The 14,483-nt window shown below is 70.9% G+C and carries 10 protein-coding genes; 5 read left to right on the top strand and 5 right to left on the bottom strand.

The window, feature by feature from the left end:
* Positions 1-114: 114 nt before the first annotated feature.
* Entirely contained in the window at positions 115-1,335 is a 1,221-nt protein-coding gene (locus tag WME82_RS30000) for an RNA polymerase sigma factor (RefSeq protein ID WP_438038106.1), read from the bottom strand.
* Between the two features lie 331 nt (positions 1,336-1,666).
* Between WME82_RS30000 and WME82_RS29995 the strand changes: the two genes are divergently transcribed.
* From WME82_RS29995 to WME82_RS29980, 4 genes are all read left to right on the top strand, one after another.
* A complete protein-coding gene (locus WME82_RS29995) occupies positions 1,667-2,617 on the top strand; it encodes a hypothetical protein (RefSeq protein WP_438038105.1) in 951 nt (316 codons plus the stop codon).
* A 31-nt stretch (positions 2,618-2,648) separates the two neighbouring features.
* On the top strand, positions 2,649-3,776 hold the full coding sequence (locus WME82_RS29990; protein WP_438038104.1) for a hypothetical protein: 1,128 nt from the start codon (positions 2,649-2,651) through the stop codon (positions 3,774-3,776).
* Positions 3,777-3,891: 115 nt separating this feature from the next.
* Positions 3,892-5,004, top strand: coding sequence for a hypothetical protein (locus tag WME82_RS29985; protein ID WP_438038103.1), 1,113 nt, complete (start codon positions 3,892-3,894; stop codon positions 5,002-5,004).
* Between the two features lie 367 nt (positions 5,005-5,371).
* Positions 5,372-5,806, top strand: a complete 435-nt coding sequence (locus WME82_RS29980) for a hypothetical protein (protein WP_438038102.1) — start codon at positions 5,372-5,374, stop codon at positions 5,804-5,806.
* Here the strand turns inward: WME82_RS29980 and WME82_RS29975 are convergent.
* Complete coding sequence (locus WME82_RS29975; protein WP_438038101.1) at positions 5,772-6,140, bottom strand: hypothetical protein; 369 nt, start codon at positions 6,138-6,140, stop codon at positions 5,772-5,774. The two genes, WME82_RS29980 and WME82_RS29975, sit on opposite strands and share 35 nt — an antisense overlap.
* Positions 6,141-6,988: 848 nt before the next feature.
* Here WME82_RS29975 and WME82_RS29970 point away from each other — a divergent pair.
* A complete protein-coding gene (locus WME82_RS29970) occupies positions 6,989-8,158 on the top strand; it encodes a DUF6544 family protein (RefSeq protein ID WP_438038100.1) in 1,170 nt (389 codons plus the stop codon).
* On the opposite strand, the gene WME82_RS29965 is transcribed toward WME82_RS29970, so the two are convergent.
* The 3 genes from WME82_RS29965 to WME82_RS29955 form a co-directional block, all read right to left on the bottom strand.
* Complete coding sequence (locus tag WME82_RS29965) at positions 8,155-9,087, bottom strand: hypothetical protein (protein WP_438038099.1); 933 nt, start codon at positions 9,085-9,087, stop codon at positions 8,155-8,157. The genes WME82_RS29970 and WME82_RS29965 overlap by 4 nt on opposite strands.
* Positions 9,088-9,519: 432 nt before the next feature.
* On the bottom strand, positions 9,520-11,481 hold the full coding sequence (locus WME82_RS29960; RefSeq protein WP_438038098.1) for a sugar-binding protein: 1,962 nt from the start codon (positions 11,479-11,481) through the stop codon (positions 9,520-9,522).
* A gap of 168 nt (positions 11,482-11,649) precedes the next feature.
* A complete protein-coding gene (locus WME82_RS29955) occupies positions 11,650-14,472 on the bottom strand; it encodes a cation-translocating P-type ATPase (protein WP_438038097.1) in 2,823 nt (940 codons plus the stop codon).
* Positions 14,473-14,483 lie beyond the last annotated feature (11 nt).

Raw genomic sequence — 14,483 nt, 5'->3', positions numbered from 1 at the left:
AAACGCGCTGATGTTGGCAGAGCCCGAGGGACCACGGCAACGCCTGACGGGCTCGACGGGACGGAATGGCACGAATCGGACGCTCTGCGGGGCTGACCGGGCCGCGGCCGCGTATCAGTCGCGGTGTGCCGCCGCCCGCAGCCGTCGCAGGAGCTCCTCGCGATCTCCTGCGTAGGCGCCTCGCGGGAAGTCGCGCCGGTGTTGCTCGAGCAGGAGCCGCACGGCGTCGTGGCGACCGGCGGCGAGCGCCGCGAAGGCCTGCCGGATCAGCCGGGCCTCGGAGGAGGGCAGTTGGATGCGCTCGCCCTGACGAGGGCCGGGCGGGTATCGCGGGCTCGCCGGGTCGCGGCGCGCTGTCGTGAGGGCGCCGCTCACGTCGCTTTCGGCCCGCTCCTCCGAGGGCACCTCCGGGCCCGAGGGGACGGCGCTGCCGCGCTGAGCGGGCCATGCGGCCTGCGGGGAGCGAAGCGCGACCGCATGGGCGCTCGGCGGCGGGAGCTCGCCGCGCCCGCCGGCGGCCAGCAGGGCGAGCGCGCCCGCCGCAACGCCGGCTGCGGCGCTGGCCGTCGATCGGCGGACGGCACGTGTGGGTGCCAGCGACGCGTTCCACGAGCTAGCCGCCGGGCGGGCCGCGCCGTGAGACAGCGCGCGCCGGAAGGCGCGGCGAGCCAGGCCGAGCAGCCGCCGCAGCCGGCCTCCGTGGAGCGGCCCCGACGAGGCGCGCGCTTTGGTCGCGCCGAACGCGAAGGCGAGCGGCGCAATCAGGGCGCCACGGCCGCGTCTCCGCGCTCGCCAGCGCCGCGCGGCGGCGTCGAGGCTCAGCCGCGCGAGCCGGAGGTCGTTCCACACGGTATTGCGCGGCATCGCGAGCTCCTCGGCGATGTCCTGGACCGCCTCCTCCTCGAGGTCGTGCGCGACAAGGATCGCGCGGCGCCGCGGAGGGACCTCCTGGAGCAGATCCGCGAGGATGTCGCTCTGTTGCGCCTCGATGAGCCGTGTCTCGGAGTCCGGCGCTGCGCTGGAGAGGCCTTCCAGCGCCTCCTCCGGCCACAGCTCTTCGTGCCGGCGATGGGCGCGATTGCGCTCGTTGGAAGTCAGGTTGAACGCGATCCGCAAGAGCCAGGTGCGCACGCTGGCGATGCGGGGATCGTACCGGGGCAGCGACCGCGAGGCGCCGTGGAAGATCTCCTGGACCAGGTCGTCCCGATCCGCGCCGTGGAAGCCCTGCCGCTCGACGTACCAGCGGACGAGATCCAGGTGCTCGGCCATGATCGCCTCGATGGTGAGCGGTTGGTTCTCGGTGGCGCTGTCGGTCTTGCGAGACGATTTCCCCATGCCTGCGTAGTTACCTGGCGAGCTCGTTCGACATTTGAAAATCGGCATGTCGGGCTGAGCCGAGGCAGGCCTGTGGCGTGAGCGCTCGGCGCGCCGCGCAGCAGGGCGAGCATTCTCGCGGCGCGACCAGAATTGCCTGACGGTCGAGTCGATTCCGTCACTTTCTCCGGACCAAGGCGGCTTGACCGAAAAGAGACTCGTCGCGTAGTATGCCGCGGAGATGGCGTCCACAGGACGGTTGCTCCTCGCCGTGGTCGCCGCATCTGTCGTGTGGAGTCGCGCGGCGGTGGCCGTCGGGGAGGAGCCTTCTGCTGGACCGCCCGGAGCGGCCATGATGCGCTCCGAGGCCGAGGCGGCGTTCGCGCGGGGCGAGAGGGCGCGGCGCGAGGGGCGGTGGCAGGACGCGGAGGCGTCGTATCGCGCGGCGTGGAAGGCGGATCCGCGGCCGGAGTTCGCGGGGGAGCTCGGGCTGTCGGAACTCGCGCTCGGGCGGTCCCGGGACGCGGCGGAGCACCTGCGGGAGTCGCTGCTGGTTCCGGAGACGCTCCAGCCGGCGGCGCAGCGGCGCTTCCGGGCGGGGCTCGAGAAGGCGGAGCGCGAGGTCTCGTTCGCGACCGTCGCGGTGAGCCGGCCCGAGGCCGAGGTGTTCATCGACGGCCAGTCGATCGGCCGCGGACAGGGGATGTATTTCGTCTACCTCGACCCGGGCCGGCACGAGGCGCGCGGCACGCTCGATGGGTATGTCGACGAGGTCTATCCGTTCGAGGCGCAGCGGGGGCGGGAGTCGATGGTCGGCCTTCACCTGGAGCTCAAGCCCCCGCCGCCGGTTGCGCCTGCGCCGGTCGCGGCGCCGGTGGCGCCTGTGCCGGCTGCGCCTGCGCCGGCTGCGGCACCCGGGGGGCCGTCGGCAGGAACTGTGTTCCGCATCGGCGGGTTCGCGCTCGCGTCGGCCGGGATTGCGCTGGGCACGGGCTTCGCCGTGGCAGCGGCGGTGCGCGGCGGGGAGGCGGAGGCGCAGGCCGCCCAGATCCGCGAGCGCAACGGGGCGGCGGCGTGCTTGTCCAAGGCATACGCCGAGCCGTGCGGTGTGCTGCGCGAGATGATCGACGCGCGTGACACGCTGAAGGCCGCCGCATGGGGGAGCTTCATCGGCGCCGGCGTCGCCGGCGCGGTCGCGCTCTCGTCGCTCCTGTGGGCGCCGGAGCCGGGAAAGCGCGCTGTGCGCGCGGCGCCGTTCGCGGCTGCGCATGGCGGGGGCGTGATCTTCTCCGGCAGCTGGTGAGGCTGCGCCGGAGCCGGAAGGAGCGGTGCTGATGCGGAGCGTGCGGCAGAGAGGGCTGGCAGGGCTTTGGCTCCTCTGCTTCGGAGGGGTGGCGGCGGTCAGTGGGTGCAGCGGCGCCGGGGCGTACGACTGCGCGGAGGCGGTCGCGTGCGAGATCCGGAACGACGACGGCACCAGCAACGGGCACTGCTGGGGGCAGTGCGTCCACGCGCCGCCGGACTCGTTCGGCGCGCCGGAGCTCGTCTGGACGGGGCCCGAGGTGCTCGCGCCGGCGTCGTGCGCCGAGCTCGTGCGGATCGTCCCCGGGACCGGCGAGCGGATCCCGTTCGGCGGCGCCACGCGGACGCTCTTCGCGCGGGCCGTGCCGGAGCCGACGCACGGCTGCCCCGCCTGCGCGTGCACGGCGCCGGCGTGCGCGCTCCCGCAGACCGTGACGGCGAGGTCGATCGAGGCGTGCGGCGACGGCAGCGCTGGGACGCAGACGTCGTTCCTTCTGCCGGCAGGCTGGGACGGCTCGTGTGTGTCGCCCGGCACGGTGGCGGCGGAGCAGCTTGGCTCGCTCTCGATCGGCCCGGCGATCTGGGAGCCGTGCACGCCGATCGTGGCCGACGAGCCCCCGCAGCCCCTCGCGGGAGGCGTGGGCGAGGTCGCCGTCGCGTGCGACAGCGTGGTGGAAGACGAGCTGTGTCCGGGGCAGGGGGAGCTCTGCATGCTCGAGCAGCAGCCGGCCCATCTGCCCGACGGGTGGCGCCATTGCATCGTCGGGGCGGGGGATCTCGGCTGCCAGCAGCCCGAGGGAGGGGCGGACCCTCGGAAGATCTTCTCGGACAAGCTGGGGGTGTTCTATGTGAACCTGGAGACCACGCCGGGTTGCTCGCCGTGCACCTGCGAGGCGCCGGCGACGAGCCGGTGCGAGGCGCTCGTGGTCGCGTGGGAGGACGGCGCCTGCAGCGACGTGCTCGTCGGCATCGATGTGAACGAGAGACAAGGGATCTGTGTCGATCCTGTGTCGGGCTCGACGTTGAGCAGCGTGAGTGCGACGTGGCTCTCGAACGAGCCCGGGACGTGCAAGCCGAGGGGCGGTGAATCCAGGAACGACAGGGTGATCGGCGAGGCCAAGACGGTCTGCTGTCTGCCGAAGGCGCTGGAGGCGCCGTGAGGGCCAGGGCGAGAACACCGGCGGGTGGCGGGCGCGCCGCCCGCGGCAGGAGCCAACCGGTGGTACAGCGTGCACGGGCTCCTCGGGAGCGCGTGGGGAAGGCGGTGATGTCGCGATGAGGTGGAACAGGAAGGGGTGGCTCCTGCGAGCGTCGATCACGCTGTCGCTGGGGGGCCTGGGCGGCGTGCTCGTCGCGAGCGGCTGTGGCAGCGCAGAGCCGCCGTGCGGCCTCCCGGGGAATCTCTGCCACATCACCAACGAGGACGGCACCAGCAACGGCGTCTGCGCCGGGAGGTGCGTGATAGGGCCGATGGTCGGCTTCTACAATCCGCTGCTCCTGTGGATCGGAGACCCTGACGAGCCCGAGCCGTCGTGCGGGGACCTCACCGGATACGACCTTCAGCGTCGCGACACGCAGAAGATCGCCCCGACGGTGTTCTCCCGGCTCCGGTCGTTGCGGCCGGGCGAGGAGCCCTGTCCCAAGTGCGGATGCAGCGTTCCGTCCTGCTCCATGCCGGAGATCGTTGCGGCGCACTCGGACGCCTCGTGCGAGAACACCCCGGCGGAGACGCTCCGGCCGTTCAATCCGCCCCGGAACTGGCGAGGCGAGTGCACGTCTCCAGGGACCGTGCCGGCAGACGAGTTCAGCGCAATCTGGATCGCGCCGGGGCCGGATGGTTCGTGCACGCCGTTCACCGTGGACGAGCCCTCTCCGCCGGCGGGCCCTGCCAAGATCGCGATCGCGTGCAGTGGCGGGGTGGCCCACTTCGAGTGTCCAGTGGGCGGGGATGTCTGCATGCTCAACCAGCAAGAGGCCAACGTGCCCCCCGGGTGGCGCTACTGCATGATCGGGTTGGAGGGGGATCGCGGATGCTACCCGCCCGCCGCTCCGGGGGAGCCGCCCGTGTTCTCGGAAAAGTTCATCTTCTATAACCGGGACCTCACGCGGAGCTGTGAGCCGTGCGTCTGCGTGCCCAGCCGCACGCCGAGGGAGTGCGTCGCGCGGGTGAGCGCCTACTCGGATCGCGCGTGCAGCGAAGACGCGCTCCTCGGGACGACGACGGTGACGGCCGGCGAGGTCGATCGCTGCCTGCTTCCCGAGGAGGATGGTGCGGCGCTCGGCAGCATCCGCGCCGAATTGGAGGTCAATCACGTGGGGTTCTGCGACCCGGCCGGCGGCGAGGCGCGCCCGACGACTGTCTGCTGCCTGCCGGAGCCCGCCGGGTGACGCGGCCGTGAACGGCGACGGCCACGCGGACGCGGTCCTCTTCAATCACCCCAGGCTGCACGCGGCGGCCTCCCCGGCCGCTTCAGGGGTTCTTGCTGGTGCGTCTTTCCCGAACCTTGAAGAGCTTTTCCTGTATTTCGGCCGTCTAGCCCGGGTCCGAGCTCTCTTGCCGGCGCTATGCGGTACCATGGACCGGCTCGGGGATGCTCCGCAGCGCCGGAAGTAGACAACCTGTCGAGCTCCGCCGCGTGCATACCGGAGCCGCGCGACGGAGGGGGCGCGAGGGGAGGGCGCACCTGCATCGGGCTCAAGCGGCCGCATGTACGCCCCGCCTTTCCCCCTCGTGAGACTGAACTAGACTCCGGGCATGTCTGACCCGGACCAACTCATCCCGGAAGAAGTAGAGGATCTGCTCGAATGGGCGTCGATGGCCAAGCTCTACACCGTCGGCTACATCCGCATCCTCGCCGACGCGATCGAGCGCGGCGACGCCGATCTCCAGGTGGATCCCGTGGCGTGGGAAAACTCCCTGATCGCCATCGAGGGGGTGATGGTAGAGCACATCCGCGGTCACCTGCACGGACCTACACCCATCACTGTAGAGGACGTCGAGCGGATGCGGCGACTCCGCGGACTAGGTTCCGCTGCGCTCTCGGGCGGTGAGCGGTCGCCCGAGCTCTGCTCGCTCGCTCTTCGGTCCATGGAGTGTCTGTTCGGACGGGACTGGAAGCGCGCGGCGCGGCTAGCCGCGTCCTACGCGCGCGCTCTCAATCAGGAGTTCCACCCTCGTAGCGGCAGATAAAGGGAACCATGCCGAGAAATATACAGCTATCTCCGTTTTCGTAATAGTAAAAGCAGGTGCTGACCAGGCCGAGGGATCTGCATTGCCACAGCAGTCCAGTTTTGACGTTGTCTTTGTACGGGTGTTTTCGTCCGGCAGGGCAAGATATTCCTGCGTCGGCGCACTTCGTCATGCAGTCGGCGCCGTGCTCATGTCTCTTGCAGCGGATGATCTTGGCCGTGCCGATCGCCTCCGTTTCGGTCGTGGGACCGCTCTCCGTTTCGTCGCCAAGTTCCATGTCGCTGGCTTCCGGTGTGTCGATCTCCGTCTCAGAGAGAGTTTCTGATGGGTACATGACACAGGATGCAACACATAGAGCGACTCCATGGAGAGAGACGATAGCGGCAACCGTGGGAACCATTCGCATGATGCCGGCGACCGACGCAAGCACCGGTCCACGTCACTCGAGTGGGACGGTGTGGGACGGTGCCATGCGGCAGGGACATCTATAGCGGGGCGCATCTCCGTGCGCTACGGGCTCATCCGCAGAGTGAAGCTCGCTGCGGCGTACTTTCGTGCGCCTCACTCGCCTGCCTAGCGGCTGGGCCCGTATCACACGAACCTGCTCCCCGCTATAGAGCGACAAATGGATTGAAATTGCCTGAAAATCACAGAACTCGCACCGCCAAGACACCAAGAACGCCAAAAGAGAATCTTGTCTTGGCGCCCTTGGTGTCTTGGCGGTTTATTTCTCGCTTGATCAACGTGATCGCTATTCTAGTGTCCATTCTGGGGTTGGAGGACGTGTAAAATTCGCTGTCCTCGTCGTCTCGTCTGAACGCGGCCGGATGGATACGGCCGGAGTCAGCTCAGCCCTTGCCCGTGGACCACGAGCCAGGAGCCGACGGTGTCGGAGCCGTGGCCGAGAGCGATGCCTCCGGACGGGGGCCGAACCGCGCGCCGGCACGTCTCGGGGAACAGGAGCAGCTGCGACGGTGAACGGGACGCGCAAGATCTGCGTGGACGACGGCTGGGCTGCGCGTCTCGGTGCTCGGTTCCGCGCGAGTGGACTGCGCCCTCGGCGTCGCTCCTGGTTTGGCACGCGGGCTGCAAAAGTAAAAGGAGCACGTGAGAGACGGAGTCGGCTGCAGATGCGCCGGCGACTGCTGGGCGCAGCACGCGATTCCTAGAAAGAAGCACGTCATGCGGCACGTAGTGACGATCCTGATCGCGCTTCACGGTGCGATTCACATCATCGGATACATCGAGTGGTCGAAGCTCGCAGCCGCCGGCCAGTCGAGCGATCGCACGCTCGTGCCCCTCTCGCCCGCCGGCAGTCGAGCCTTCGCTCTGCTCTGGCTCACGGCGCTGATCCTTCTGCTCGCGGCGGCAGCGCTCCAGGTCCTGCGACGCGACGCGTGGTGGGCGCTGGCGCTCTTCGGCGTGCTCCTGTCCCAGGGCCTCATCGTCCTCGCGTGGCCCCAGGCGAAGTTCGGGACGCTCGTCAACGTGCTCCTCCTCTTGCCGATCGCGGCCGCAGCCGCACACGCGCGCTTCCGCCATGAGGTCGATTCGGAGGTCCGAGCGTTGCTCGCGCGCCCCTCCGAGCCGCGCGCTTCCAGCGTCGACCCCTCCGAGCTCGATCGCCTGCCCGCGCCGGTGCGCACCTGGCTAGAGGCCTCGGGCGTCGTCGGCCGGGAAAGGGCTCAGACGGTCCGGCTGAAGCAGCGCGGCGAGCTCCGGACCAGCCCCGACGCCGCCTGGATGCCCGCGGAGGCCGAGCAGTACTTCTCCGTCGACGAGCCTGCGTTCGTCTGGAAGGTCACCACGAAGACGATGGGCATCCTCCCGATCGAGGGCCGCGACAAGTACGCCGCCGGCAAGGGACAGATGCTCATCAAGGCGGCGTCGCTCGTCGACATCGTCGACGCGGCCGACGAGAAGATCGACCACGGCGCCATGCTGCGCTTTCTGGGCGAGATCGTCTGGTTCCCGTCAGCGGCGCTCCGCCCCTACATCGCGTGGGAGTCGATCGACGCGACGAGCGCGAAGGCGACGATGCGCCACGCAGGGAAGGTCGCATCGGCGGTGTTCACGTTCGATCCTCAGGGGCGCGTGGTCGGGCTGCAGGCAGACCGTTATCTCGGCGGCGGCGCGGACGCGAAGCTCACGCCCTGGTCCGTGTCGTGCTCGGACTGGCGCACGTTCCGGGGTATCGGGATTCCGATCCGAGGGGAGGTCCTGTGGACGCTCGAGGGCGGGAGTTTCAGCTACTACCGCTGGGAGATCCTCGACGTGGAGCACAACCCCGCAGGGCCGTACTGGGCCGTACTGGGAGAGCGGCTCCCGCACGCAGCCCCTGCGCCTCGCTAGAGCGGGCGGCCGATCCGGGCGCGGATCTGCGCCCGGACATCCTCTGGAAGCGAGCGCAGGTAGTCGTCGGGCAGCAGCCGCAACGTCTCGTCAGGCACGAGGAGGAGCCGCTCCTCGGGGGTGAGCCCTGCGACGCGTTGCTCGGGCGGCATCCCGGCGAGCCGCTGCTCGGGCGGCATCCCGGCGAGCCGCTGCTCGGGGGTCAGCCCCGCGGCCCGCTGCTCGGGCGGCAGCGCCGCCAGCAGCTCGTCCACCGGCAGCGCCGGCAGCAGCGTCTCGATCGGCAGCTTTCTCAGCAGCGTCCTCAGCACCTCGTCAAAGCCTTCCAGCTCGCGCATCGCCATCGCGATCTCCTCCGCACCGACCTGCTCGGCCAGCCAACGGCGCGCCTCGACCGTCCGCGCCGTGCCGTGACCGAGCAAGTGTAGCAGATCGTCGCCCTCGGCCTCGGCCACCGTGGCGAGCTCGACCACGTACAGCGCGAACGCTGCTCCCTGGAGCTGCCAGTAGCCGCCGGCGAGGTCGCGCCAGACCAGCCCGTGCGCCGCGGCATCGGCGTCAAGGGGGCGGGTGCGCGACGGTACCAGCAACACGCCGGCCAGGTCGCGGCGTGGCCCGAGCCGCTTCCCAGCGCCCGCGTAGTGCAGCGACAGGTAGCCCCAGAGCCGGTCGAGGTCGCGGCTGCGGTAGGTGCGCCGGACGCTCTTGAACTCGACGATCGTCTCCCTGGGCAAGAGCGACCAGAGCCTTCGCAACGTGCCGGCCGGCTCGTGGGCCTCGCCCGGAGCATCATTGCGCAGCAGGAGAACATCGGCCCGGGGCGGCTCCGTCGACAAGGGCACCTCGCTTTGGATCTGAAAATGGCGCGGGCGGCGCTGGCGCAGCAGTGCGGCGAGCAGCACGTGCCACGCGGTCCGGGTCGAGCCCATGGCACCCTGTACTGGCAACTCAGGTGCAGGACAAGCGAACAGGAGCGCGAGCGGCGTCTCAAGGTCCTTGTCTCATCGGTCTCATCGCTTTACGAGGATAGGTAACCTTTCATCATGCTTTCTTCAGGAGCAGGCGAATCGTGGCGATACCCGGGCACCACGCGCACCCGCGGCAGCGGGCTCGGCGCGTGCCCCCGCCCCCCTCCGAGAAGGCGTCATCCCGGAATGACCACCTCCAGCAGGTGTCCCAGCCCCTGCGCGCGGAGCGTCTCGGCCTGGAGCCGCCCAGACGAGGTCGTGAAGCGAAACTCCGCCACCTGCACCCCTCAGGCCCGCGACGGCCCTCGGCTCACCGCGCGCCGCTCGCGGTGAGCCCCAGCGTCTCCTGGCGTCGCACGTCGCGCGTCGCGCGCCGCGGCGACCTCTTCCCGCCTACTTGGCGAAGATCGACCCGTTCCAGACGTACCGCGCCGGCTGCGCGCCCCCCCAAGGCAGCAGCAGCGGCTCGAAGCCGCCGACAGGCGCCTTGTCCTGGTTGAAGGGGTACGTCTGCTCCGTCCACTCGACGGCCCGCCCCGGGGCGAGCTCGATCCCCATCTTGTCGCCCACGCGTACGAACTTGAGCTCGCCGGCGATCTTCTTGTCGCCGATGCTGCGTGCGACCTCGGCCGCGAAGATCCGCTGGATGCTCTCGCCCTCGACCCGGAAGATCTGCACGACGTCGCGGTCCACGGTCCCGCCGCCCGCCTCCTTGGGCGCCGCCGCGCGGACGGTGCCGTGGACGATGATCTCCGCCTTGCCGTCGCCGGTGAGATCGAGCGCGCGCACCGAGCGGATGTCGGCCGGAGACGCGAACTGCGCGAGCGTCATGAACGCGTACCCCGCGCCGCCCCGGAACCCCTTGCCGAACACGACGATGTCGCGGTCGTGCAGGAGCACCCGCTCGGGCTCCTTGCCGGCGGCCACGTCGGCGCCGAGGTCGAACCGCGGCTTGCTCGACGAGGCGCTCCGGTCGCGCCGGTAGAGGGCGTACACCTTGTCGAGCATCTCGGCCGGCGAGAGGCCGGCCGGCTTCGGCGCGGCCCGCGCCTCCTCGGCCCTCGCCGGCGCCGGGCGCGGCCCCGCGGCGCCCGCCTGCCGCTGCTCGCTCGCCTTGGTGAACACCCCGCCGGTCAGCTTGTAGAGCTGCGACTTGATCGACCCCCACGGCAAGAGCAGCGGGTCGTACGTCGTCTCGACCCCCTCCGCGTAGTTGCTCGCGTCGTACCGGGTCGCCTTGCCCGGCTCCACGCGGATCGCCATCTTGTCGCCGTCCGCCACGAAGTCGACGTCGTTGACGACCGAGCCCTTGTCCGTCGCGATCGCGATCTCGTGCTGGAAGATCGGCTTCGGCGTGTCGCCGGCGCCGAACTGGAGCACGTGGATCACCTCGCGGTACTTCGCGCTGCTGCCGGAGCGCTTTCGCAGGATGAGCTCGGCCTGGCCGTCGCCCGTCAGGTCGCGCGCCGTGAGCGACGGCACCATCCCGTCCTTGGCGTCGACCCCGAGGTCCTCGAAGTAATACTGCGCGCCCTTCCGGAACCCGGGGCCGAGGACGACCAGGAACCGCTCGTGGACGAGCACCCGCTCCCGCATCCCGTCGCCGGCCACGTCGGCGACGAGGTCGTAGCTCGCGCGGCCCTGGATGCCCTTGCTCCGGAGGAGGCCGTCGGTGAGCGCGAGCTCCGGCTCGGTCGCGAGCGGCGACAGCGACCCGTACGCCTCCGAGGCGGCGCTGCCGACGACGGCGTCGACCCCTCCGCCGTCGTCGTCGTGGACGAAGAGCCCCGCCCGCAGCCCGACCCGGGTCGTCGCCGCCTCGGGGAACGCCGTCCAGGGGACGCTCGCCTCCAGGGTGTACCCGCCGCTCCGGGGGGCCTCGATGACCCTCGCCCCGGCCACCGCCTTGCCGCCCGGGACCTTGACGCTGCCCGCGGTCTTGCCCGGCTGTCCCGGGTAGAGCGCGACCTCCTGGACCTTTCCGCCCGGGAACCCGAGCACGACCTTCACGTGATCGGCGCCGCCTCGCAGCGCGTCGTCGGTCACGTCGGCCGCCACGTAGATCCGCGCGTCGTCGTAGGCGATGGCCACCTGCGCGGCCAGATCGGCCTTGCTGGGCTTGCCCTTCACCTTGAGGCCGAGGGAGGTGAACGCCACCGGCCACTCCTTCGGGATCCCGTCGAGCTTGAGCCATTTCGACTCGACGAGCGGCGCCGCGATCGGCGTGCCGGCGGCGAGGGCAGGGGAGGGGGCGGCGGCGGTCAGCGCCGCCAGCGCGACCGGCGCGAGCGCGGCGAGGCGGGAGCCGGAGGCATGAGCCCCCAGCGCACGGAGGTTGTGTGATTTACGTCTCATAAGCTCGGGTTTGGACGCCTCTCCGCGCCCGCTTGTTCTTACCACGAGCACTTTCTTTCCGGATCGCTCCGCGTCGCCCACCCGAGGCGGCACCCTGGACGCCGTGAGGTGGCCGTCTGACGTGGCAGGCGAGGGGGCTCGGCGCTGCCGAGGCCCCTCACCCGGCGGTCATCCGTGGGGCTTGGAGGCGGGCGTGAGGCGGGCGGGGCCGGCGCCTTCGGGGCGGATCCGGCGGTACACGAGCTTTGCGATCTCGACGGCCGGGACGATGAGCGCCGAGAGGACGAGCAGGAGCATCCACTCGTCCGACGACATCGCGTACGTGCGGAAGACCGGGCGCAGCGCGGGCACGAGCAGCGCAATCAGGTGGATCGCCGCGCTCGCCGCGACCGCCAGGAGGAGCGGGAGGCTGATGAGCGGCTTCGACGCGAAGAGCGAGATGACCGGGCTACGGCAGCTCCAGGCGTGGAAGAGCGGCGACAGCGCCAGCAGCGAGAAGGCGACGGCGCGCGTGCGCAGCAGCGCCTCCTCGGTCTGCTCCGACGTCGCGTAGAGCGCGACGGCGGCGAGCCCCATGATCGCGCCGACGTACAGGATCCCGAGGTAGTCGCGCTTGATGAGCAGGCCCTCGTCGCGCGGCCGCGGCGCCTCCGACATGAGCTGCGGATCCGGCGGATCGATGCCGAGCGCGAGCGCGGGCAGGCCGTTCGTGACGAGGTTGATCCAGAGGATCATGAGCGGCGTCAGCGGCGGCCACTTGCCGAAGAACGAGACGACGAACACGGCCACGAGGAGGCCCATGTTCGACGAGAGGAGGAAGAAGATGAACTTCTGGATGTTGCGGTAGATGGCGCGCCCCTCGCGCACCGCCTCGACGATGGTGGCGAAGTTGTCGTCCGCCAGCACGAGGTCCGCCGCCTGCCGCGCCACGTCGGTGCCCCCGCGCCCCATCGCCACGCCGATGTGCGCCTCCCGGAGCGCGGGCGCGTCGTTCACGCCGTCGCCCGTCATCGCCACGATGTGGCCGTGCGCCTTGAACGCCCGCACGAGCCGGAGCTTCTGCTCCGCCGTCGTCCGGGCGAAGACGCGCAGGTGCATGATCCGCCGCGCCAGCTCCTCGTCGCTCATCGCCGCGAGCTCCGCGCCGCTGAGCGCCTCGTCGCCCTCGTCCCAGAGCCCGATCTCCTTGGCGATCGCCGTCGCGGTGAGCCGGTGGTCGCCGGTGATCATGACGGCGCGGATGCCGGCGCGGCGGCACTCGGCCACCGCCTCCTTCACCCCCTGCCGCGGCGGGTCCATCATCCCGACCAGGCCGAGGAACGTGAGCTCGCGCTCGACGTCGTCCTCGTCGCGGCTGACCCGCACCCGGCGGCAGATCGCGAGCACGCGCAGCGCGGCCGCGCTCATGCGATCGGCCTCGGCGACGATCGCGGCGCGGTCGTCCTCGGACAGCGCCCGCACGCCCTTGTCGTCGGCGAACTTCACGCAGAGCGGCAGGAGCACGTCGACGCTCCCCTTCACGTGCGCGATCTCGCGGCCGCGCTCGTCCCGCGTGATCACCGTCATCCGCTTGCGGTCGCTGTCGAACGGCAGCTCGTGCACGAACGCGTGCGACGGCGCCACCGACTCGCGCGAGTAGCTGCCCTTCGCGGCCAGCGTCAGCAGCGCGCCCTCGGTCGGATCGCCGACGATGTTCCAGCGGCCCGTCGCCTGGTCCTCGTTGAGCGACGCGTTGTTGCAGAGGGCGACCGTCGCGAACAGGTAGGTGAGCGGCGCCGAGTGCTCCACGACCTCCGCGCCGTGCTCGTCCCGCAGCGCGCCCGTCGGGTCGTACCCCTCGCCGGTCACCGTGTAGCGGCGGCCGCCCGCGTACACGTTGCGCACGGTCATCTCGTTCTGGGTGAGCGTGCCCGTCTTGTCCGACGCGATGATCGTCGCGGCGCCGAGCGTCTCGACCGCGGGCAGCTTGCGCACGATCGCCCCGCGCCGCGCCATGCGCTGCATCCCCAGCGCGAGCGTGATCGTCGTGATCGCGGGCAGCCCCTCGGGGATGGCGGCCACGGCGAGGCTCACGCCCTCGAGCAGGAGCTCGTGCCACGGCCGTCCGCCCCGGATGAACCCCCAGCCGAGCAGCACCGCGGAGAGCGCCAGGCACACCCGCAGGATCACCGAGCCGAAGCGATCGAGCCGCTCCTCGAGGGGCGTCTTCTGCTCGCCGACCGAGCGGATCATCTCGCCGATCCGGCCGAGCTCGGTGTTCACGCCGGTCGCGGTCACCACCGCGCGCCCCTTGCCGCGCACGACGCTCGTGCCCGTGAAGATCATCGTGACCCGGTCGCCGAGCGGCGCGTCGCGCGCGACCGGGGCGAGCGCGTCCTTGACCGCGGCCGCGCTCTCGCCCGTCAGCGCCGCCTCCTCGGTCGCGAAGCTGATCGTCTGCACGAGCCGCGCGTCGGCCGGGACCGAGTCGCCCGCCTCGAGCTCGAGGATGTCGCCGGGCGCGACGTCCTCGGCCGCGATGACCACGGTCTTGCCGCCGCGGCGCACGCGCGCGTTCGGCGCGCTGAGCTTCTGGAGGGCGTCCAGGGCCGCCTCCGCGCGCCGCTCCTGGTAGTAACCGAGGAAGGCGTTCAGGATCACGATGAGCAGGATCGCGATCGCGTCGCCGAACCGGTGGAGGAAGCTCTGGTCCTTGTCGGCGGTGAAGCCGACGACCACGGCGATCGCCGCCGCGGCGAGGAGCGTGAGCACCAGCGGGTTCGCGAACTGCTCGAGGATGCGGACGAGCGCGCTCTTCTTCTTCGTCTCGGGCAGGCGGTTCTTGCCGTGCTCCGCGAGGCGCTTCTGCGCCTCGTCGTCGGAGAGCCCGCCGGACGAGCTCACCCCGACGCGCTCGAGGAAGGCGCCGACCTCTTCGGCGTGGACAGGGATGGGGGCGGCGGGAGGCGCGTCCGGTCCGGCCGGGCGGAGCGCCGTGGCGGCTTGGCTCATGGGCGGGCGTG

Origin of the sequence: Sorangium sp. So ce128 (assembly GCF_051525245.1) — a bacterium.
Classification (GTDB): domain Bacteria; phylum Myxococcota_A; class Polyangia; order Polyangiales; family Polyangiaceae; genus Sorangium; species Sorangium cellulosum_B.
The sequence above is the reverse complement of the archived record's forward strand: the minus strand, read 5'-3'. Positions and strand labels throughout refer to the sequence as shown.